The 20,709-nt window shown below is 39.8% G+C and carries 22 protein-coding genes and 2 riboswitches; of the genes, 16 read left to right on the top strand and 6 right to left on the bottom strand.

Annotated features, from left to right (window positions below; all coding sequences use genetic code 11):
* The first annotated feature begins 129 nt into the window (after positions 1-129).
* The 3 genes from NSQ64_RS07365 to NSQ64_RS07375 all read left to right on the top strand — a co-directional run bounded on the left by NSQ64_RS07365 (position 130) and on the right by NSQ64_RS07375 (position 1,309).
* Positions 130-285, top strand: a complete 156-nt coding sequence (locus NSQ64_RS07365; protein ID WP_008346151.1) for a hypothetical protein — start codon at positions 130-132, stop codon at positions 283-285.
* A 38-nt stretch (positions 286-323) separates the two neighbouring features.
* Positions 324-488: a hypothetical protein gene (locus NSQ64_RS07370; RefSeq protein ID WP_008346148.1), complete on the top strand. Its 165-nt coding sequence runs from the start codon at positions 324-326 to the stop codon at positions 486-488.
* A 356-nt stretch (positions 489-844) separates the two neighbouring features.
* Positions 845-1,309 (top strand): MarR family winged helix-turn-helix transcriptional regulator, encoded by a 465-nt coding sequence (locus NSQ64_RS07375; RefSeq protein ID WP_088004396.1) that lies wholly within the window; start codon positions 845-847, stop codon positions 1,307-1,309.
* 30 nt (positions 1,310-1,339) lie between these two features.
* Here the strand turns inward: NSQ64_RS07375 and NSQ64_RS07380 are convergent, their stop codons facing one another.
* The gene (locus tag NSQ64_RS07380) at positions 1,340-3,763 is read right to left on the bottom strand and encodes an EAL domain-containing protein (protein WP_058337428.1); all 2,424 of its coding nucleotides are present in this window, start codon (positions 3,761-3,763) and stop codon (positions 1,340-1,342) included.
* Positions 3,764-4,011: 248 nt separating this feature from the next.
* Between NSQ64_RS07380 and NSQ64_RS07385 the strand changes: the two genes are divergently transcribed.
* From NSQ64_RS07385 to NSQ64_RS07400, 4 genes are all read left to right on the top strand, one after another.
* Entirely contained in the window at positions 4,012-4,626 is a 615-nt protein-coding gene (locus tag NSQ64_RS07385; protein ID WP_072367680.1) for a DedA family protein, read from the top strand.
* A gap of 78 nt (positions 4,627-4,704) precedes the next feature.
* A riboswitch (yybP-ykoY riboswitch) is annotated at positions 4,705-4,875 on the top strand.
* A gap of 32 nt (positions 4,876-4,907) precedes the next feature.
* Complete coding sequence (locus NSQ64_RS07390; protein WP_024719637.1) at positions 4,908-5,699, top strand: TerC family protein; 792 nt, start codon at positions 4,908-4,910, stop codon at positions 5,697-5,699.
* A 215-nt stretch (positions 5,700-5,914) separates the two neighbouring features.
* Entirely contained in the window at positions 5,915-6,670 is a 756-nt protein-coding gene (sigI, locus tag NSQ64_RS07395; protein WP_008346139.1) for an RNA polymerase sigma factor SigI, read from the top strand.
* On the top strand, positions 6,667-7,860 hold the full coding sequence (locus tag NSQ64_RS07400; RefSeq protein ID WP_058337427.1) for an anti-sigma factor domain-containing protein: 1,194 nt from the start codon (positions 6,667-6,669) through the stop codon (positions 7,858-7,860). Before sigI ends, NSQ64_RS07400 begins: the two co-directional genes overlap by 4 nt.
* Before the next feature lie 39 nt (positions 7,861-7,899).
* Here NSQ64_RS07400 and NSQ64_RS07405 read toward each other — a convergent pair whose 3' ends face one another.
* Together NSQ64_RS07405 and NSQ64_RS07410 are read right to left on the bottom strand one after the other, a co-directional pair.
* The gene (locus NSQ64_RS07405) at positions 7,900-8,094 is read right to left on the bottom strand and encodes an alpha/beta-type small acid-soluble spore protein (RefSeq protein WP_008346135.1); all 195 of its coding nucleotides are present in this window, start codon (positions 8,092-8,094) and stop codon (positions 7,900-7,902) included.
* A gap of 124 nt (positions 8,095-8,218) precedes the next feature.
* Positions 8,219-8,935: a DUF1836 domain-containing protein gene (locus tag NSQ64_RS07410; RefSeq protein WP_058337426.1), complete on the bottom strand. Its 717-nt coding sequence runs from the start codon at positions 8,933-8,935 to the stop codon at positions 8,219-8,221.
* 279 nt (positions 8,936-9,214) lie between these two features.
* Between NSQ64_RS07410 and htpX the strand changes: the two genes are divergently transcribed.
* From htpX to NSQ64_RS07435, 5 genes are all read left to right on the top strand, one after another.
* On the top strand, positions 9,215-10,114 hold the full coding sequence (gene htpX / locus NSQ64_RS07415) for a protease HtpX (RefSeq protein WP_008346130.1): 900 nt from the start codon (positions 9,215-9,217) through the stop codon (positions 10,112-10,114).
* 143 nt (positions 10,115-10,257) lie between these two features.
* Positions 10,258-11,604: a TrkH family potassium uptake protein gene (locus tag NSQ64_RS07420; RefSeq protein WP_007498761.1), complete on the top strand. Its 1,347-nt coding sequence runs from the start codon at positions 10,258-10,260 to the stop codon at positions 11,602-11,604.
* A gap of 99 nt (positions 11,605-11,703) precedes the next feature.
* Positions 11,704-12,231, top strand: coding sequence for a DUF421 domain-containing protein (locus NSQ64_RS07425; RefSeq protein ID WP_017359458.1), 528 nt, complete (start codon positions 11,704-11,706; stop codon positions 12,229-12,231).
* Positions 12,228-12,392 carry a hypothetical protein gene (locus tag NSQ64_RS07430; protein ID WP_008346124.1) on the top strand — a complete coding sequence of 55 codons (165 nt, stop codon included), beginning with the start codon at positions 12,228-12,230 and terminating at the stop codon, positions 12,390-12,392. Before NSQ64_RS07425 ends, NSQ64_RS07430 begins: the two co-directional genes overlap by 4 nt.
* Entirely contained in the window at positions 12,385-12,570 is a 186-nt protein-coding gene (locus tag NSQ64_RS07435; protein WP_039169158.1) for a hypothetical protein, read from the top strand. Before NSQ64_RS07430 ends, NSQ64_RS07435 begins: the two co-directional genes overlap by 8 nt.
* Before the next feature lie 29 nt (positions 12,571-12,599).
* On the opposite strand, the gene NSQ64_RS07440 is transcribed toward NSQ64_RS07435, so the two are convergent.
* Positions 12,600-13,619 (bottom strand): acyltransferase family protein, encoded by a 1,020-nt coding sequence (locus NSQ64_RS07440; RefSeq protein ID WP_341015817.1) that lies wholly within the window; start codon positions 13,617-13,619, stop codon positions 12,600-12,602.
* Between the two features lie 293 nt (positions 13,620-13,912).
* Between NSQ64_RS07440 and NSQ64_RS07445 the strand changes: the two genes are divergently transcribed.
* The 3 genes from NSQ64_RS07445 to NSQ64_RS07455 all read left to right on the top strand — a co-directional run bounded on the left by NSQ64_RS07445 (position 13,913) and on the right by NSQ64_RS07455 (position 16,825).
* Positions 13,913-16,108, top strand: a complete 2,196-nt coding sequence (locus NSQ64_RS07445) for a PAS domain-containing sensor histidine kinase (protein WP_024719640.1) — start codon at positions 13,913-13,915, stop codon at positions 16,106-16,108.
* A 1-nt stretch (position 16,109) separates the two neighbouring features.
* The gene (locus NSQ64_RS07450) at positions 16,110-16,601 is read left to right on the top strand and encodes a methylated-DNA--[protein]-cysteine S-methyltransferase (protein ID WP_019743074.1); all 492 of its coding nucleotides are present in this window, start codon (positions 16,110-16,112) and stop codon (positions 16,599-16,601) included.
* Positions 16,602-16,690: 89 nt separating this feature from the next.
* Positions 16,691-16,825 carry a hypothetical protein gene (locus NSQ64_RS07455; protein WP_285856272.1) on the top strand — a complete coding sequence of 45 codons (135 nt, stop codon included), beginning with the start codon at positions 16,691-16,693 and terminating at the stop codon, positions 16,823-16,825.
* A gap of 24 nt (positions 16,826-16,849) precedes the next feature.
* On the opposite strand, the gene mtnA is transcribed toward NSQ64_RS07455, so the two are convergent.
* Positions 16,850-17,911 (bottom strand): S-methyl-5-thioribose-1-phosphate isomerase, encoded by a 1,062-nt coding sequence (gene mtnA / locus NSQ64_RS07460; protein ID WP_138278450.1) that lies wholly within the window; start codon positions 17,909-17,911, stop codon positions 16,850-16,852.
* Between the two features lie 6 nt (positions 17,912-17,917).
* Positions 17,918-19,111 (bottom strand): S-methyl-5-thioribose kinase, encoded by a 1,194-nt coding sequence (gene mtnK / locus NSQ64_RS07465; RefSeq protein ID WP_341015822.1) that lies wholly within the window; start codon positions 19,109-19,111, stop codon positions 17,918-17,920.
* An 80-nt stretch (positions 19,112-19,191) separates the two neighbouring features.
* A riboswitch (SAM riboswitch) is annotated at positions 19,192-19,349 on the bottom strand.
* Between the two features lie 164 nt (positions 19,350-19,513).
* Between mtnK and NSQ64_RS07470 the strand changes: the two genes are divergently transcribed.
* The gene (locus NSQ64_RS07470) at positions 19,514-20,704 is read left to right on the top strand and encodes a pyridoxal phosphate-dependent aminotransferase (protein WP_341015825.1); all 1,191 of its coding nucleotides are present in this window, start codon (positions 19,514-19,516) and stop codon (positions 20,702-20,704) included.
* Positions 20,705-20,709: the final 5 nt, after the last annotated feature.

Consider the following 20,709-nt stretch of genomic DNA (forward strand, 5'->3'; position numbering starts at 1 on the left):
TTGTTAGATAATATAACACAAAAATGAAAAAAACGAAAAACAATGGAAGGAAAATTAACATATAAAGTGCAAATCATATCACGTGAACATATGATAAGAAAAAGAAAAAATAAGGAGGAGGCGCACTTGATGGAGAAAACACAGATCATCCGTATGGCAAAAGAAATCATCGCATTAGATGTGAAGAGGGATGAACTGCTGGAGCAGTTCATGCAGGCTGCAGGTCAGAATGCACATGCTCTTCTTAGAGCCGTACAAAATGATTTGTATAAAAAGTCCTCATAAGCACCCGATCCATATCCATTGATAGGAGGGGAGAAGTCATGCGGCGTATATTAAAAGAAGCTTTAGCGAAAGAAAGACATTATTATACGAAGCAGCTTTGCTCACTTGGGGTGTATAGCCCTGATATGACCAAGAACATGACAATTAGTGACTTAAAAAAAGAGTATCATTTCTTTTTCAACAAAACAGATCGCTATCTTTAACATCCCTTATCATGTGCGTTGTCACATGAAGGGTTCTTTTTTTTGTGTTTAATATTATAGCAATATTGGATTTTGTAGAAATTTGACGAATCAAATGTAAGAAAATATAGAGCCTTTACAGATTATGTTAAAATTTGTCGTAACATGATGGTTTGCTGGAAAAGCTTTTTTTCGAGATGATTGTGAAAAATAAGAAGGATTTTAAAAGTTTATATCGAAATCTTATACATAACACGAATGGAGTCACTTATGTGGTTGAAAGGGTTTTCAAAAACGTACTTCTATTTTTTACGAAAGGCTCCAACTGCACCGCAAGAAAGCCTTGAAGTTAAAAAAATATTATAAGAGGTAGATATGTGATGAGACTATCGTTTAATGAAGAAGAAGTAGAACGTTCAATGACGCTTTACAAAGTTTTTGCAAGGGCATTTAAAAGCGTTTCCGAACACAGTATTAGAGACAGCAAGGAGCATGGATTCAATCCAACTGAATTTGCCGTTCTCGAATTACTGTATACGAGAGGTGCTCAAAAACTTCAGCAAATCGGCTCAAGACTCCTGCTTGTCAGCGGGAATGTTACGTACGTAATTGACAAGTTAGAACGAAATGGTTTCATTGAAAGAGAACAGGACCCAAAGGATAAGCGGTCAGTTTATGCCCATTTAACAGATAAAGGGCGCAGTTATTTGGATAAAATTTATCCAATCCATTCTCTTCGAATTGCGCGGGCGTTTTCTGGTCTTTCGCGTGAAGAACAGGAGCAATTAATTAGTCTGCTGAAAAAAGCAGGTATTCACAGTCAGCATTTGTTATTTAGATAAAACGAAAAGGTGCCATGGTTGGCACCTTTTTTATGTATCCAGCTGATGAGCAGGATAGGCGATAAATTTTTCAATGTCACTAGCTGGAAGTGGCTTGGCATAATAAAAGCCTTGTAGATCGTCACAGCCCTGCGCAGATAAAAGTTGCGCTTGTGCAAAAGTTTCAACACCTTCAGCAATGACTTCTAGAGATAGCTGGTGCCCCATTGCAATAATAGCCCCTGTGATTTGCTCAGACTTTGAATCGCTCAAAATATCCTCGATAAATGATTTATCAATTTTCAGGCGGTGAATCGGCAAATCCTTCAAATAGCTTAAAGAGCTGTGGCCTGTACCAAAATCATCAATACTAATACGGACGCCAAGTTGTTTTAGAGATGTCAGTACCTGTTTTGACTGCTTGATGTTGTCCATTGTCATGCTTTCTGTCACTTCAAGCTCAAGAAGTGATGGTTGAAGGTCGTATTTTTTTAGCGTTAGCTTGATCAAATCAATTAAGTCTTCAGAGTTAAACTGCTTAGCAGATAAATTGACCGCTACAGGGATTTTCAATTGCTTGTCATACCACAATTTTGCCTGCTTACATGCTGTGTCAATGACCCACCTTCCAATATCGATAATCAGGCCCGATTCTTCAGCAAGTTCAATGAAAGCCTCTGGTGATTTTAGAGAACCGTCTGGTGCTTTCATTCTCAAAAGGGCTTCAACACCTGTCATCTGTCTTGTTTTGGCGCTGATTTGCGGCTGATAATGAAGCACAAACTGCTTTCTTTGAATGGCATCTCGTAGCTCCAGTTCGCGATTGAGTCTGTCCTCACTCAATCTCTCCATAGATTCAGTAAAGAATTCATAGCGGCTTTGTTTATGTTTCTTTGATAAATACATGGCCATATCTGCTTTTCTCATCAATTCCATACCATTCTTACCGTTTTGCGGAGAGATGGCGATTCCAATACTAATGGATGTAATGAGCTGATGGTTTTGAATGAAAAAAGGACGTTCAAATTGGCGAATGATGTTTTTCAAAAGCTGTTCAATTTTATGTGTGTTATGCTCCATGTGAGGAAAGATCATTAAAAATTCATCCCCGCCAATTCTTGCAATAAAGCCATTGTCAGGCAAACATTTGGTTAGTCTGTTTGCGGCGGCTTTCAACAGCAGATCGCCTATGTTATGACCAAGGGCATCATTAATAATTTTAAACCGATTTAAATCAAGAAAAAGAACTGCCGTTGACGTTTTTGTCTCTTCTTGAGCGGATAATACATCATTTAAATGATTAATTCCGTGACGACGGTTCGGAAGTTCAGTTAATGCATCATAATGTGCCATCACATGAATTTCTTTTTCAGCAATCTTCTGCTGGGTTAAATCTTTTAAAACGAGATAAATGCTGTCAAGTGTATGGTTGACGTGTACGGGTATGTATGTAACATGATAATAATAAAAACGATCTGCTGCTTTCAGTTCTGCTTCACGCGTAATTGCTTTTTTTGATTGATAAATAAAGTCTTCCCACATCTCAGTCGGCATGACGTATTGACTCACATCATCACCAATCCAGGAATTGCACATTTTCAAAATGTGTTTGCCTGGGTCATTCGCAGATATCACTTTTCGATCAACAGATAACACGATAATACCATCTATATTATGTTTGATCAGTGATTGGAACCGCTGTTCATTTTCTTTTAGCTGATCTGATTGTGACATAATCCGTTGATCAATATAGGCGCCGAAAATCATGAGTGATTGGACGATAAGCGTCATCAGACCGATGAAAATGGACAGGCTAAATGGTGACATTTCAAGAGAACCACCCGCAGCGACCTGACCATCTGAATGAAAAAACATCGTCGAAGACGCCATGCCAGTGTAATGCATGCCTGCAACAGCACCGCCCATCATCAGTGCACCCGCTATTTTTAACAGCTGATCTTCCCGCCTTTTCTCAGAGCGATGGAGCCGGAAAAAAAGGTGTAATGAAAAGAATGAAGCGAGCGCACCAATAAAGAACGAAAGAAAAAAGAGAACAGGGTCATAGCTGATGGTGACATTTGCCATTGATTCCAATCCGAGGTAGTGCATGCTGCAAATAGCTGAGCCCATCGTGATCGAACTAATCAAAAGTCGCCTTGTGGAAAGTTGCTGCTGAATACATATTGAAAAAGCAATGAAAGAACCGATAAAAGAGGCCAAAATCGATAAAATGAGTAAGGGTGTTTCATATGTGATACCAGAGCGTAGATGAAACGCCATCATGCCAATAAAATGCATTGACCATATTCCCATCCCCATGATCATCGCACCAACGATCAACCATACTCTTTTCTTTGCGCCGCTCGACTGGATCACCCGGCTGGCTAATTGAAGAGCTGAGTAGGAGGCGACAGCGGCGACAGCGACTGACAGAAAGACAAGCCATCCGTTGTAGCTTCCTGTTAAATGTGTCATGTAAGAAAACCTCCTGTATCTAAAAACAGACATATACTTAATATATCGGATCAAGTGGCGCCTGTGTTCACTTTTCCTTTACTTAAAAAGGGCATTCAGCATTTTTTTTGAACATTTTTTATAGTAAAATCAAATTTAATGTAAAAAAACGAAGAAAAGTGAATCATTTTTGGTTTTTTAATCGTTTAATAGGTGGCACGGTACGATTTGCAAGCATAGCCTCTCAAACTGATTATGTGTGAAAGGGATTGATAAACATCGAAGATTTTATTATTTCATTAGCTGATGCCTTTAAGAATTTGTCGTACTTCGGCATCTTTCTTGCATTATGCATTGAATTTGTTCCTGCTGAAGTGGTGTTGCCTCTTGCAGGTTACTGGGTTTCAAAAGGGGACATGGCCTTCATTGGTGTTGTGGCTGCCGGTTCTATTGGTGGTGTGGCAGGCCCCTTGACCTTGTACTGGTTAGGGCGTTATGGAGGGAGACCCTTTTTAAATAAATATGGGAAGTATTTCTTTGTTAAACCTGAGTCACTTGATAAATCGGATGCTTTTTTTGAAAAGCATGGCGGATTTGTTGCGTTTAGCGGCCGGTTTATTCCAGGGGTCAGAACCCTTATTTCCATTCCGTGTGGGATTGCGAAGATGAATGTGTGGGTTTTTTGCCTGTATACGTTTTTGGCGATTACGCCGATTACATTTGTGTACGTGTATTTAGGATTTGTCCTTGGAGAGAACTGGCAAGAGGTTGGAACCATTATAGAACCATATGTATTGCCGATTGGTATTGGTGTGCTCTTGTTGTTTGTTGTCTACGTGTGGCTCAAACGAAGAAAAAGAAAAACAGAAACACCAACGGCTTAATCAGCGGGTGAAGATGAAAAGTCACCTGTTGACAATCCGGGATCTGTTGATTATGATATAAGTAATCTAAATATTCTTAATCCCACCAAAGGGGAGTAGCGTCCGGTTATCACCGGAAACAAAGTCGTCATTACATGGAATCTCATTCCATCGGCTTTGTTGGCATGATTTACATATCACATGTCTAGCAAGACCTTTGCCATTACAGGCAAAGGTCTTTTTTGCATTCATAAGCCTTTGTCTGTTGTGGGACAATAGATAAAAAATAAGGAGGAATGATGATGGATGCAGCAATTATTTTAGAGTACGGGTGGGTTCTTCTCGTATTGATTGGGTTAGAAGGGATTTTAGCGGCTGATAATGCGCTGGTTATGGCTGTGATGGTCAAACACCTTCCTGAAAAACAAAGAAAAAAGGCATTGTTTTACGGACTTGCGGGAGCATTTGTCATGCGATTTGGTTCTCTTTTTCTTATTTCGTTTTTAGTAGATGTGTGGCAAGTTCAAGCCATTGGCGCAATTTATCTTCTTTATATTTCAATTCACCATATTTTAAAATCGCACGTATTTAAGAAAAAGGAAGCAGACACAAACATGAAACAAAGCGGCTTTTGGGCAACCGTCGTAAAAGTTGAGCTGGCTGACATTGCATTTGCAGTAGATTCTATTTTAGCAGCCGTTGCATTAGCTGTGACTCTGCCAGCAACAAACCTTCCACAAATTGGCGGGCTTGATGGCGGTCAATTTATTGTCATTCTATTAGGCGGTATCATTGGTCTAGTGATCATGAGGTTTGCGGCGACTGTATTTGTGAAACTGCTTAAAACGAGACCAAGCCTAGAAACAGCAGCATTTGTCATTGTCGGATGGGTTGGCGTGAAGCTGACGCTCTATACACTTTCTCATCCAGCTATTGGGGTCGTGTCCTCTCATTTCATTCATTCAACATTATGGAAAATTATTTTCTGGACGGTCCTTCTCGCGATTGCAGCATTTGGTTGGTTTCTATCAAGTCCATCAAGAAAAGGCGGCCAGCAAAACGAGGAAAAACAAGAGATTCGGCTAGAAGAGTAGGTTTTTTGAAAGAAATATCATTTCATTTTCATAACACGTATATTACAAAAAAGGGGGGGATACCCCCTTATTTCTTTGCTTTTAAACGAAACGTTGTAAAGTAGATAAAGAAATACATGTCACAATTGAGTAACAGGAAATGAATTCCTCATTTCTTCCTTTGCGCTTCCCTCATAAATTAGCTATCATAAATGAGTAATATAGGGAGAACTGAGGTGAAACCATTGCTTAGCCTTTTGTTTAAAAAGGGAAAGAAAAAGCAAACATTAGAGCAGTCGGCAATCAACATCCAACAGGGTGATACCGAGCTGCAAAATGCATTAATAGAGCAATACAAACCATTTGTCGCTAAGACGGTTTCATCCGTTTGTAAACGATATATAGATGAAAAAGATGATGAATTCAGCGTAGGCTTAATTGCCTTTAATGAAGCGATAGAAAAATACTCTGCCGAAAAAGGCAACTCACTCCTTGCATTTGCGGAGTTAATTATTAAAAGAAAAGTAATCGACTATATTCGAAAAGAAGCAAGAAACGCGCCAACTGTTCAAATGGACCTTCAAGAAAGTGAGAATGGCGAATACTCACAAAGCATGATTGAAGCAGAGCTTTCTGCAAATGAATATAGGCGTTTAATTGAACAAGAACATAGAAGAGAAGAGATTGAACATTTTAAAGAACGATTGAAAGTATATGGTCTTACGTTTCAAGAGCTGCTTGAGCATTCACCAAAGCATGCGGATGCGAGACAAAATGCCATTAAAGTGGCCCATACACTCGTTAAGCACGATGAACTGAGAACCATTTTATTTCAGAAAAAACAATTGCCAGTCAAACAGCTGGAAAAGCTAGTGGAAGTCAGCCGCAAAACGATTGAGAGAAATAGAAAATATATTATTGCGATGGCGATCATTATGACAGGTGATTATGTGTATTTGAAAGATTACCTTAAAGGGGTGCTTAATTCATGAGAAGAGGCATTATAGTAGAGAAAAACAAAAAATATGTCACACTGCTGACCCCTGATGGACAATTTCTGCGGACAAAGTATGAACAGCAAGACTATGAAATCGGTCAAGAAGTGACGTTTCCGAATGAATCACGTCTCGAAAGAAAAAGAGCCGGTTTTTTTGACCTGCTTCGTTTACGTCCGTTAAATGCAGGAATTCTATCAATTGCAGCAATTATTGTCGTGATTTTCACTATGATGCCATCTTTCTCAAGTCAAAAAGCATATGCATATATGACGATTGACATTAACCCAAGCTTTGAGCTGAAACTCGATCACAACTATCAAGTGATCGGTGTCACTCCGCTGAATAAAGATGCGAAGCAAGTACTGGCCAGTATGAAAGATTTAGAAAAAAACGACATGACCAAAGTCGTGCAGGAAATCATCGATGATTGTGATAAAAAAGGATACGTGAACCACTCTAAAAGCATTTATATTTCAACTGTTTATGAAAACAAGCAGGATCATACATACAAAACAAACGTAAAAAGTAAAATCAGCACCATCTCGGGGGAATATCAAAAGCGCAATTATAAGCTGGAAACTGTGGAAGGTGACCTGGAAACAAGAGAAAAGGCACAAAAAGCAGGCATTTCAACAGGAACTTATATTAGAAATCAAGAAATGCAAGACAACGAACAAGAGGACGTTAAAAAAGATGATGAAGATCCAGCAGATGACGAGGCTGTCAAAGAAGAAGAGCCGAAAAATGCTGATGAAGATCAAAAAGACGAAGACAAAAAAGAAGACATAAAGACAGACGATAGCGATGAGATGCAGCCGGATAAAGAGGCTCCTGAAGGCGAAGACAAAGAGCAGAAGGAAGTTGAGAGGGAAGAGCAAGGAGCTGTTCAAAAGCCTCACCAAACAAGCCCTAATCTTGACAACAAAGAGAAAAAGGGAAAAGAAGAAAAGGATCGCTCTTTTGAAAAAGACAAAGAGCAAAAAAAAAATCACTCAACTGATCCAGATGAAAAAAAACATCCAAACGGCACATCACGTGGTGATGCTGAAAAGCATGTAAAAAAAAACGACAGTGGTCAGAATCGTCCGTACGGCGAACGTAACAGAGATGGCGTCAAACAAAAAGGAAAAAACACATCGCCCTCATACCGTGAAAACCGGGATGAGCCTATATATGAACAGTAAAAAAACGCCAGAATAGATCCGGCGTATTTCACCATGTCTTTATTTAGTTGAATGGCCCATTTGAGATTGCGCCTGCTGTACGAGTCTTTTTGTCATCTCGCCGCCAACAGAACCGTTTGAACGTGCGACTGTATCTGAACCGAGATTCACGCCAAATTCTTGAGCGATCTCGTATTTAAATTGATCTAAAGCTTGTTCTACTCCAGGAACAAGAAGTTGATTTCGGTTTGCCATCACATATTCCTCCTTTCACCTCATGTTTGTTGCGCCTTCTTATTTTGAAAAAAACAGCCTGCAATTATGCTGGCAATTGCTGCACAAAAAAGCCGAGGTGATGAAGGTCACCTCGGGCTCAGTTTTAAGCCTTTTTCAGCTGAAGCGTATTCAACATCATTTCTTGCGCTGTGCTTTGCAAGTGAGAAGTGAAAACGGAGAAAACGGTAGAACTGATAATGCCTTTAATCAAATGCCATTGCGGCTTCGTCAATTCTGTAAACTCTTCGTGTAGCTTGTCCGTCTGCTCTTCTGTCATTTCTCGTAAATTCGTTTCCTTTAATGGAAAATGTGTATGGTGATAAATAAAATCAAGGACGTGCGCATATGCTTCATAAAAACGGATGGGGCTGATAATATCATCCGTTCGATCTGTGATCGTATTAAATAAGGCAGATAAAATCGTACGAATAGCATCAAAATCAAATACTGATTTTAAATCCCGGACAATTAATAAAATAACGACTTGATCAATGGAGTACTTCTTGCCAAGCTCTGGATGGCCAATCATATCTTTAATATCGCGCTTGATCCAGTTTTGAATGGCTGTTGATTTAAGAGAAGTCAGTTCACACAAGTTGCCAAGCTCAACGATTTCGTTCGTTGAAAGCCCGTGCTCTGATTTTTGCTTGCGCCGTTCGAGTTTTTCAAAAAAAGAAGGGATTTTTAATTCATCATATTCATGTTCCTTATCGCTTTTTACAGATAAATTCAAAAGCTGAAGCGGAGTCAGATCTCCCTCGCCTTTTAGAGAATACAGAAGTCTCGTCATGTCAATTCTCGTTAATTTAAAAGTCACCATGTTCCACCTCATTTTGTACGTCAAAAACGTGATTATTGATCTAATTCAACATCATAATCTCTTTTTAATGAAAATGCAAAATAAACTAAAATAGGACCGATGCGTCACAATTTGTTCACTTGTTTGCGGATGCAAGTAGCGTAATCATTGAAATGACGAGGTTTTAGCCAGTATGATAAACATAGAAAACGATTCCTTTTTCCTTGCAATTTGAGACGTTTATTTTTATAATTTTATTAATAAGTTCAAATGAACTTAATATGACAGCGGAGGTTATGTATGGGTAAAAGAATATTTCTGTTTATATTAACGAACATTCTTGTTATCACTACGATTGGTATTGTCCTATCGGTTATTAGTGCAGCAACTGGTGTTGGTTCTTATATAGGAGCAGACGGAAGACTTAATATCCTTTATCTTCTTGTATTCAGTGCAGTTGTTGGTTTTGTAGGCTCGTTTATGTCACTAGCGATGTCTCGCTGGATGGCAAAAATGATGATGGGTGTGCGTGTGTTAAATCCAGAAAAGGATTCATTAACATATGATGAGCAGCAGCTTGTTGACCGCGTTCACAGACTATCAAGAGCAGCAGGCCTTTCTAAAATGCCTGAGGTCGGTATTTACCAATCATCTGAAGTAAATGCATTTGCGACAGGTCCTTCTAAAAGAAGATCGCTTGTTGCCGTATCAACTGGATTGCTTCATGAAATGGATGATGCAGCAGTTGAAGGGGTTATCGCTCACGAAGTCGCTCACGTAGCGAACGGTGACATGGTTACAATGACGTTACTTCAAGGAATCGTCAACACGTTTGTTGTCTTCCTTTCAAGAATTGCGGCATGGATCGCAAGCCGTTTCGTTCCACGTGAAGAGCTTGTGCCGATTGTTCACTTTATCGCTGTGATCGTCTTCCAAATTATTTTCTCTATCTTAGGAAGCCTTGTCGTATTTGCTTACTCTAGACATCGTGAATTCCATGCAGACCGCGGCGGTGCGGACCTTGCAGGAAAAGATAAAATGATTCATGCGCTTCGTTCACTAGAGGCGTATACGTCAAGAATTAAAGATGATGATCAAGCAGCTGTTGCTACACTGAAAATCAGTGGTAAAAGAAAAGCTTCTCTTTTCTCAACACACCCTGATTTAAACGAAAGAATTAGAAGACTAGAAGCAAAATAAGAAAGATCAAAAGACATTCTGCGTAAGGATGTCTTTTTCTTTTTGATGAAAAAGTAAATAAAGCACAAAATACCTTTAAAATCTTCTTCCTTTTCATTAAAATGATATAGTATTCGAAAAGAAAGATAAAAGAAGGAATAACCATGAATCCAATGAAAAAACTAATCGACCGGCTGTCGGCTTTTCAGTTGATTGCCCTTTATTATTTTCTTGCTGTGACTGTGTCGTTCATTCTACTCAGTCTACCAGTGGCTCACCAAGAAGGAGTCAAATGGACATTTATTGATGCGCTGTTTACAGCTGTGAGTGCTGTCAGTGTCACGGGTCTGACTGTTGTCGATACGTCACAAACATTTAGTGTGACCGGGATGTGGATCCTTGCATTTGTTTTGCAAATCGGCGGTATCGGCATTATGACCCTTGGTACATTCGTCTGGCTGGTTATGCGAAAAAGGATCGGCATTAAAGAAAGAAAATTAATTATGGCAGACCAAAACCAGAGCAACTTATCAGGTATTGTAAAACTCATGAAGCAGGTCTTATATTTAATCTTGCTGATTGAGTTTGTAGGCGGTCTGATTTTAAGTATGTATTTTCTAAAGTATTACGATGTGCAAGGCGCTTTTTTACACGGATTTTTCTCTAGTATCAGTGCCACAACCAATGGAGGCTTTGATATTACAGGGAATTCGTTAATTCCTTATAAAGATGACTATTTCGTCCAATTTATCACGATGCTGCTCATCATTTTTGGTGCTATTGGCTTTCCGGTACTTGTCGAAGTAAAGGATTATTTATTCAATCAAGACCGAAAACATGCATCGTTTTCATTGTTTACGAAAATTACAACAATCACGTTTGGCCTCCTTGTTGTCGTTGGGGCAATTGGGATTTATGCACTTGAAGCCCGGTTTACTTTTCTAGGGAAGAGCTGGCATGAAATCTTGTTTTATTCTTTGTTTCAATCAACAGCCACCAGAAGTGGCGGGCTTTCGACATTAGATATTACGCAATTGACAGAGCCGACACTGTTATTTTTATGTTTGTTGATGTTTATCGGGGCATCTCCAAGCTCGGTAGGGGGCGGAATTCGGACAACCACGTTTGCCCTTAATTTACTTGCTTTGTTTCATTTTGCGAGAGGAAATAAGTCCATTAAAATCTTTAAAAGAGAGCTTCATCAAGCGGATATTAATAAATCCCTCATGGTGACGATGATGGCCTTTATTTTAGTGTTTGGTGCTACGTTTCTGTTAACTTTATCAGACCATCATACACTTCTTGAAACTTTATTTGAAGTTTGTTCTGCCTTCGGAACAACAGGACTGTCGCTCGGAATTACGTCTGACTTGTCCGTATTTGGTAAGTGTATTATTATGGTGGTCATGTTTATAGGACGGATTGGAATTCCAAGCTTCTTGTATTTAATTGGCCGCCGGGAAAGTGAAGCGAATTATCATTATCCGAAAGAGCGTGTGATCATCGGCTAACCAGCATTCCTACTGAATGCTGGTTTTTTTTATTTCCATTATATAACTGGCTAAATCACAAAGGATGTTCGCAATCTATAGGTAAGAGGTGAAAGAGACGTGCTGGATGTGTTATGGAAAGCAATTGTAATGCTGCTCGTTGGTACTTTGCTGCTGAGAATAGCAGGGCCTAAATCCATTAGTCAATTAACGGTTCAACAGACAGTCATCATGATTTCGATTGGATCGATTATTATCCAACCCTTTATTGAGCATAATTTACTTGAAACCATTTATGCGGCCGCCATTTTTATTGTGGCGCTTGTGATTATGGAAAAGCTGTCGATCCAATTTGATTTTTTTGAAAAATTGGTTTCAGGGAAGTCTGTGGTGATTTTAGAGGATGGAGAAATGCTTGATCACAAGCTAAAAAAAACGCGACTGACAAGGGACCAATTCAAAATGCGCTTAAAGCAGCAGGGCATCACAGACATCAGCAGTCTCAAAAAAGCAACGCTAGAAGCGAATGGGCAAATTGGATATGAGTTAAAGCCTGAGGAAAAACCAGTGACAGTCAAACAAATGAAAGAGCTGTTTGATCAATTGAGCGAAGAACTAAACATGTTAAAAAGGAATGATGACAAATGAAAAGAAAAACAGCAAAAAATGAAGCACTCACAAATAATATGACGCCTACAGAAAGCATGGCACACGATCAAGGACAAACACAATTTGACGAGCAATCAGAAGACCGCCAAGCGAACCGAAATTCTCATCAAGGTAAACAGGGGGGAGCATCTCGTGACTAAAAAACATGTGAAAAGTAAAGATATGAAAGACCATAAAAAACCGATGAACCCCGATATCTTGGAAGAGGAGTTTGGCAGCGAGCTGGGAGATATAAACAGCAGTAAATGGATTGATACCTTAATGAAGCCTAAAAAAAACGATGAATGTCACACTGAACAGAAAAACAAAAATAAATAGAAAAAAACGATCCTGAGAGATCGTTTTTTCTATTTAATATAACTGTTTTGTCTGCCAGTAATGGTTCGCATCAGACTGGTCATTTTGAGCTCGATGACTGGTTGTGCAACAGTTTTAACAAATGTGCTAGATAAGGTAAAGGTTAAGAGGACCGTAAGCAGCAATAGAATCAATACACTTGCCGTATTTAGAGCCCAATCATCAAACCAAGTCGTTCTTAAAAGCTTAATCACAAAGCCATGAAGTAAATAGACATATAACGTTCTTGTGCCCCATTTGGTAAAGAAGAACCGGCGTGTAGGGACTAATGCAAAGAAACTAAAGGTAGCAGCAAATGCAAGTAAATACCATGCCATTCGTTTCATAGCTGCAATGAGTCCTTCATCTCCAAGAGAAGCGTACGATTGTGACCCAAATAAAAAGGAATAATCGAATTCATAAAAATAGCAAAACATGAACACGGCCATCAGTACAAGAAGTGCAGTCAGTTTCCCTTTGCTTGTTCGGATAAATTCAAAGTGCTGCTTTTTTAAATAAAAGCCAGCTAAAAACATCGGCAAAAAGACAAACGTACGAGATAGGCTGAGCGTATCGCTAATGCTGTCCACATAACCGACAAGTAACGCCATCGATAAACTGACGATCATTGCCCAGTGGAATGGCAGTTTTGAAAAAGGAATGAGTAGTAAGTTCCAAAAGAATAAACTGATTAAAAACCATAAAGACCATTGCGGATCAATCGGATTTAAGTTAGAGATGCTTTGATCCTGTAAGAAATAATAATACACAGAATAGATGATCTGAAAAATCAAATATGGGATGATCAGCTTAACTGCGACTTTTTTCATAAAACCTGGTTTTCTAAAACCTTTGGCAAAGAAGCCAGACACCAATATAAAAGCGGGCATATGGAATGTATAAATAAATTTATATAAGTAGAGTATCCAGTCATTATCATGTATGAATGACCGTAACAAATGACCAAAAACAACTAGAAAAATCAGAAGAAATTTTGCATTATCAAAATAACTGTCTCTCGTTGACGTCATAACATCACCTTTCCTGCTTCTTTTCGAACATAAACGTTCTAAGTGCACTGTTCCCTCATTTGCCCCATTTTAAAATACAAATTGGCTCATTTCGCTATTTGATGTGAAATTGTAGAACGGTTGTAAAAGAAGCGTAAGAAAAGAGAATCGTTATACAATCGTGTCATCCAAATGAAACAAATGAAGCAAGCCTCGTGTAAAAAGTTCTCTTTTTTTATGAGTCGAATGAAGGAACAATGAAAATCTTGTAGAAATATTGTAGAGGAATGAGGCTGGAAAAGGAGTGTAAGAGAATGACTGAAACGCTCGATGGTGCGAAAAATATCAGAAAATTAGAAAAAGAGAACGAATATTTGCGAAATGAATTGATACAGCACAAAATGCTGTTAAATAAGACGTTAGATGCGATTTTTATATTTGATCAGCACCTCAACATTATCCAAGCCAATGAAGCGACATGCAGGCTTGTACAAACACCGAAAGAAGACCTCCTCAATAAATCCGTTCTAGATTTCCTATACGGCATCCCGAAAAACAAAATTGACTGCTCGCTTGAGATTTTTTTTCGAAAAGGAACGTTAAAAAGAGAGATCTCCATTCAACTTGAAAATGGAGAGACAAAATATATTGAATTTGTGGCGGAGCACGACGTGGTGAATCAACAATATATTGTCGTCATGCGTGATATTTCTTCAAAGAAAATATTAGAGCGAGAACGTTCGATGAATGAGCAGCTGTTTAAAGATTTATTTGATCGAGCGATTGACGGTATGGTCATTTTTGATCAGGATGGTTGTATGATTGACGCCAATCACTCTTTTTGCCAGAGCTTTGAACTTCAAAAAACAGATTTAACAGACCGCTACTTAAATGAATTTGTTGAAGAAGAAAACCTTCCAGCGCTCCAGCAGCTCTTAACTTCATTGAAAGAAACAGGGAAAGCAAAGGGAGAACTTCCTGTTACCCTTCAATCTGGGCAGCACAAATTATTCGAACTGACCATCACATCCAATGTGATGAGTGGTTTTTACATGTCCATCATGCGTGATATTACAGAAAAAAGATTAATGGAAGAAAAGCTGCTAAAAAGTGAAGAGCGTTTTAGAGAAATATTCGAAAATGCGATGGATGCCATCATCATTTGGGCGGATGATGGAGAAATTGTCAGGGCAAATGAATCAGCCTGCCGAATTTTTGAATTACCGATGCATCAGCTGATTGGCAAGAAACTCATGGATTTTCTAGTCAAATCTGATCGCAGATACCGGCCGACAAGAAGACGGTATATCAGGAATCTTGAAATCAGAGAAGAACTCCTCTTTAGAATGGCGAATGGCCAATTCAAGGAGCTTGAGTTCACCTCTAAGCATGCGGTATTAGAAGGGCAGCACTTAACCATTCTACGGAATGTCAGTGACAGAAAGCGAATGGAAGAGGAGCTGCGAGAAAGTGAGCTCAAATTCCGTAAAGTATTTAATGGTTCTATGGATGGCATTGTTCTTTTCGATAATCAATACCGGATTATTGATGTGAATCCATCCGCAAGTGAACTGCTTGGCCTCAAAGATGATCACTTAACGGAAATGAACCTTTTTCATATCCTTGCGCCATATCAAATTGAAAATTTGGCACAGCCAGCTCAGGCGATGTCATTAGATGAGATGGACAATGAAGTTCCATTTGTGCTGAACCATCCAGATCAACGTATTTTGGAGTTTTCTTTTAAACGAAATATTATTCATAACATGAATTTGGCCATCTTTAGAGATGTGACTGAGCGCAAGGAATTAGAGGAGCGGGTAAGAAAATCGGATACGCTTCATGTTGTCGGAGAGCTTGCCGCTGGAATTGCCCATGAAATTAGAAATCCAATGACGGCTTTAAAAGGTTTCATTCAACTGCTCAAAGGAAACATTGAAGGGGAGTATTCGCTCTATTTTAATGTCATCACATCGGAGCTAAAAAGAATCGAATCCATCATTACAGAATTTTTGATTTTAGCGAAACCGCAGGCCATCATCTATGAAGAAAAAAATGTCGTGCAAATTGTCAAAGACACGATGGACCTTCTTCATGCACAGGCCAATCTTGGCAATGTACAAATGCATTTAGATGTGCTCGATGATATTCCGCTCATCTACTGTGAACAAAATCAATTGAAGCAAGTCTTTATTAACATTTTAAAAAATGCGATTGAAGTAATGCCTCAGAAAGGAAATGTATACGTGAGCATTCAAAGGAAGGGGGAGGAGCACATTGTGATTTCTCTTCGTGATGAAGGCTGCGGCATGACAGAGGATAAACTAAAGCGTCTCGGAGAACCATTTTATACAACAAAAGAAAGAGGCACTGGACTTGGGTTAATGGTTAGTTATAAAATTATTGAAGAGCATCAAGGAACCATTGAGGTAGAGAGTGAAGAAGGGGTCGGAACAGTGTTCCATCTCACGCTTCCACTCCGGCAGCAGAAACAAGAAGGGGAGCTTTAATGTGTATTATACAGTCTATACCGCACCAATCGGGGCATTATACATACTAGAGAAAGATGGTGCCATCATTGAAGTGAAGTTTGATGATGAATCGTTTTTGGTCAAAAAACAGAGAGACCGTTTTAAACAAGAAGACACGCCTGTATTAAAAGAAGCGAAAAAACAGCTGGATGAATATTTTAAGGGCGATCGGAAAGTGTTCGATCTCCCGCTCAAGCAAGCAGGCTCTCCGTTTCAAGAGCAAGTGTGGGAGGCACTTTCTACTATTCCGTATGGTGAATCAAAAAGCTATGCTGATATTGCAGAAGCGATCGGCAATCCAAAGGCTGTCAGAGCCATTGGACAGGCTAATAGACGCAATGCATTACCAATTTTTATCCCGTGTCACCGGGTCATTGGAAAAGACAGGACTCTGACTGGTTATGCAGGGACGAAGACAGGGATGAAAGCGATCTTGTTAGAATTAGAAGGCATCCCATTTGTTCAAAAATAAATGAATTGACCTGTTCCAAATGTTTAGTGAGCGACATATCCTTTTATTAAGCTAAAAAAGTTGGTCTAGGGAAAAAGGAGGCTGCTAACATGTTATGGGGCAAAAAAGATAAAATGTACGCCGTCACATCACTATGTGTCAAAATGAACGTGTTGACAGAAGAACAGAAAAAAGAAATATTAGCAAAAACGAACAAAACAAAAAAGCGCGGTGCTCTTAAATGATAAGAACCCCGCGCTTTTGTTTGATTAAAGTGGCGCGCTTTCGGTGAATAGTGCATCAATCTCTTCTGTATAGTTGGAAGTGATAATGCCTTTTTCTGTAATGATTCCAGAAATGAGGTGGTGAGGAGTCACATCAAAGGCAGGGTTAAATACCTGCACGTCAGGAGGCGCAATTTGGATGCCGTTTAATTCCTTTACTTCCTGTGGGTCGCGTTCTTCAATCGGAATATCTGACCCATCCTGAGTTGACACATCAAAGGTCGAAAGAGGCGCAGCCACAAAAAATGGAATTTGAAAGTGTTTAGCTAAAATAGCCAGACTTAACGTTCCAATTTTATTTGCTGTATCACCGTTTCTAGCGATTCGATCTGCACCAACAATAACGGCAGAAATTTGTTTTTCTTTCATCGTATGGGCTGCCATATTATCCGTGATAAGCGTCACATCTACGCCACCCTGCATCAATTCCCATGTCGTCAGACGAGCGCCTTGAAGGACAGGACGTGTTTCACATGCGTAAATGTGAAGATCGAGGTTTTTCTTTTTCGCTAAATAAAAGGGTGCAAGCGCTGTTCCGTACCGGCTTGTGGCAATGGAGCCTGCGTTGCAAATGGTCATAATTCGATCACCAGATTTAAAGAGCTGAAGAGCATTTTGACCGATTTGCCGGCATGTTTCTTCATCTTCGATTTGAATTTGAATGGCTTCATGGACAAGATCAGTTTTGGCTGCATTCACCGAAGCAGCACGCTCAATGCGCTGATAAAGCCGGTCTAATGCCCAGGCAAGATTCACAGCGGTTGGACGAGCACTGTTTAAATATTCTTTCAGGCGAGCGACTTCTCGCTTAAAGAGATCAATGTCTTCTGTATCAATCTCTTGTGCACTGAGTGCGAGCCCAAAAGCCGCTGTAATGCCAATAGCAGGTGCTCCGCGTACTTTTAGTGTCACAATGGCATCATACACATCTTCTTTTGTATATAAATGCTCAAACACGGTTTCAGCGGGTAATTTTTGCTGATTCAAAATGTTGATACGGTTTTCTTCCCATTCGACGGAACGGGGAACTTCAAATTCTTTAGACAAAACTCGTCACTCCTTTACAGTTTGCTGGAATAATGCGACGAGGTCAGACGCTGTTTCCACTGCTTGATATTGTTTGATCAATGTTTTTCCTAGTGTAAGTGCTGCTTTTTTCTGCTGAAGCCTTCTAGAATGTGATGGAATCGCATCGAGATCAGCCGCATGCGCAAGACCGATGGTTCGGCGAACAAGCTCACAGCCAGCAAAGCCGGTGGCTTCTTTTAAAATACGGTCAAACGTTGTTTCTAAAAAGCTGTCCGATACACTAAACGCTTCAATACTGTCTTCTTTCCATGCTTTTGTGAACACTTCTTTGAATGTTGTCCACACATTGACGACATGATCAAAAAGGTGCTGCTGATCCTGCTCATTCTCATGAGATAAAGCATTTATGAACAGATTGGCAATAAAGTGACCGATATCGAATCCGAAAGGACCGTAAAAAGCGAACTCTGGATCAATGATTTTCGTTTCCGTTTCGTTTGCAAAAATACTGCCTGTATGAAGATCTCCATGTACCAGTGTTTCAGCAGAGGTTAAGAAGATCCGTTTCAATTCGGCTGCTTTTGCTTGCAGTTCAAGATCAGCCCATAGTGCTTGTGCTTCTTCTCTTAATTCCTCTTCGAAGTCATTCGTTTCGCTGTCAAAGAAAGGATCTGTGAAGACGAGTTTTTCTGTAATGTCACAAAGATCAGGGTTCGTAAACTGCTTCACGAATTGTTTTTTGATTTTAGGATTTGTGGCAAAGTCAGACGTGTAAAATAGTGTTTTGCCTAAAAATTCTCCGACATGATCTGATAAATACGGATAATGTTTTCCGGCAATTAGCCCTTTTCTGACGATTTCAAGGTGTGATAGATCTTCCATTGCTGTGACAGCAAGAGCTGTATCCGAATAATAGACGGTTGGTACGAGATGTGGTGCATACTCTGATTGCTTGATGAGTGCTGCACTTTCAATTCTTGCACGATCTAATGTCAGCGGCCAGCTTTCTCCAACGACTTTTGCGTAAGGAAGGGCCTGCTTGATAATCAGTCCTTTTGCTTGTTTGTGATCATAAATATGAAAGACGTAATTTAAATTTCCGTCACCGATTTCAGTGCATGTTAAATGACTGCTCTCCTGAATCAATCCAAGTCTAATGGCAAGTGCAACTGCCGAACTTTCTGTTAATTCTTCATATGATGCCGTAAGTGTAACCAATTGTTTCCCCTCCAAATCATATAAAAAAGCCTCTTTCTCCTGAGAGAAAGAGGCTTGATGGCGTGTATGCTCGAAGCCTCTCTTATCTCTCAGCACATACGTCTGATGGAATTAGCACCGTGCCCTATAAGACAATTGTCTTGGCGCTGTACTTGCTGCGCCCCACTTCACAGTGGTATTAACGGTCGGTTGCTGTTGGGGTCAAAAGGCCAAATCCCTCGCCCAACTCTCGATAAGAGAAATCAATATGTAATTGTTTCATGTCTGCTTGCATTTCTTAATTCTAGATATTATCAGAGCTGCAGTTCACATGTCAATCTTTTTTCAAAATTGCTTTACAATTCATAAAACAATCCATTACAGTGATTGTATTGTCACGTAACTTGAATAGAAGGTGAAAAAATGGAATTCCAGCAATCGGATGTATTGAAACATTTACCGAAACAATTTTTTGCGTCGCTTGTACAAAAAGTACAGAAAAAAGTGCAGGAAGGGGCAGATGTGATTAATTTAGGTCAAGGAAATCCTGATCAGCCCACTCCTCCACATATTGTGAAAGCGATGCAGGAAGCGGTAGCAAAACCTGAAAATCATCAATACTCCTCATTCCGCGGGACAGCGAAACTAAAAAAAGCTGCAGCTACTTTTTATGAAAGAGAATATGGTGTCACGCTTGACCCAAAGACAGAGATTGCCATCTTATTTGGAGGGAAAGCGGGACTAGTCGAATTGCCGCAATGTTTACTGAATCCAGGTGATACGCTGCTTGTTCCAGATCCGGGCTATCCTGATTACTGGTCAGGCGCTGTGCTTGCCGGAGCTCGCATGGTCACAATGCCTCTTCTTGAACAAAATGATTTTTTACCTGACTACCACAAATTGTCAGAGAAGGATAAGAATCAAGCAAAATTGATGTACTTAAATTACCCAAATAATCCGACTGGTGCGACTGCAACCCGGACATTTTTTGAAGATACTGTTGCGTTTGCGAGTGAAAATAAGATGTGTGTTGTCCATGATTTTGCATATGGCGGCATAGGATTTGACGGCGAAAAGCCCCTTAGTTTCCTGCAAATAGACGGAGCAAAAGAGACAGGTATTGAAATCTATACATTGTCCAAAACGTATAATATGGCTGGTTGGAGAGTCGGTTTTGCAGCAGGGAATGCCTCTGTTATCGAAGCCATTGAGCTTTATCAGGATCACCTGTTTGTGTCACTGTTTAAAGCAACTCAAGATGCAGCAGCAGAAGCACTTTTAAGCGATCAAACGTGCGTACAAGTACAAAATGATCGGTACGAAAAAAGACGAAACACTTGGATTGCTGCATGCAAAGAGATTGGCTGGGACGTCAGTGCGCCAAAGGGCTCGTTTTTTGCTTGGTTAAAGGTGCCTGAAGGGTATACATCGGAAACTTTTTCTGATGTATTATTAGAAAAAGCACATGTTGTTGTGGCACCCGGGAATGGCTTTGGTGCTCACGGTGAAGGCTACGTCAGAGTCGGACTTTTAACAAGTGAGGAGCGGCTAAAGGAAGCAGCTGATCGTATCGCTGCCTTGCAGTTATTTGAAAAAAAGCCATTGACAACGTAAAAAAA

The sequence above is a fragment of the Bacillus sp. FSL W8-0183 genome (assembly GCF_038006825.1).
Classification (GTDB): domain Bacteria; phylum Bacillota; class Bacilli; order Bacillales; family Bacillaceae; genus Bacillus; species Bacillus altitudinis.

Coding starts and splice junctions, on each gene's coding strand:
- NSQ64_RS07365 (WP_008346151.1), top strand. CDS start 130: ATGGAGAAAACACAGATCATCCGTATGGCAAAAGAAATCATCGCATTA.
- NSQ64_RS07370 (WP_008346148.1), top strand. CDS start 324: ATGCGGCGTATATTAAAAGAAGCTTTAGCGAAAGAAAGACATTATTAT.
- NSQ64_RS07380 (WP_058337428.1), bottom strand. CDS start 3,763: ATGACACATTTAACAGGAAGCTACAACGGATGGCTTGTCTTTCTGTCA.
- NSQ64_RS07390 (WP_024719637.1), top strand. CDS start 4,908: ATGGATGCAGCAATTATTTTAGAGTACGGGTGGGTTCTTCTCGTATTG.
- NSQ64_RS07400 (WP_058337427.1), top strand. CDS start 6,667: ATGAGAAGAGGCATTATAGTAGAGAAAAACAAAAAATATGTCACACTG.
- NSQ64_RS07405 (WP_008346135.1), bottom strand. CDS start 8,094: ATGGCAAACCGAAATCAACTTCTTGTTCCTGGAGTAGAACAAGCTTTA.
- NSQ64_RS07410 (WP_058337426.1), bottom strand. CDS start 8,935: ATGGTGACTTTTAAATTAACGAGAATTGACATGACGAGACTTCTGTAT.
- htpX (WP_008346130.1), top strand. CDS start 9,215: ATGGGTAAAAGAATATTTCTGTTTATATTAACGAACATTCTTGTTATC.
- NSQ64_RS07420 (WP_007498761.1), top strand. CDS start 10,258: ATGAATCCAATGAAAAAACTAATCGACCGGCTGTCGGCTTTTCAGTTG.
- NSQ64_RS07430 (WP_008346124.1), top strand. CDS start 12,228: ATGAAAAGAAAAACAGCAAAAAATGAAGCACTCACAAATAATATGACG.
- NSQ64_RS07440 (WP_341015817.1), bottom strand. CDS start 13,619: ATGACGTCAACGAGAGACAGTTATTTTGATAATGCAAAATTTCTTCTG.
- NSQ64_RS07445 (WP_024719640.1), top strand. CDS start 13,913: ATGACTGAAACGCTCGATGGTGCGAAAAATATCAGAAAATTAGAAAAA.
- NSQ64_RS07455 (WP_285856272.1), top strand. CDS start 16,691: ATGTTATGGGGCAAAAAAGATAAAATGTACGCCGTCACATCACTATGT.
- NSQ64_RS07470 (WP_341015825.1), top strand. CDS start 19,514: ATGGAATTCCAGCAATCGGATGTATTGAAACATTTACCGAAACAATTT.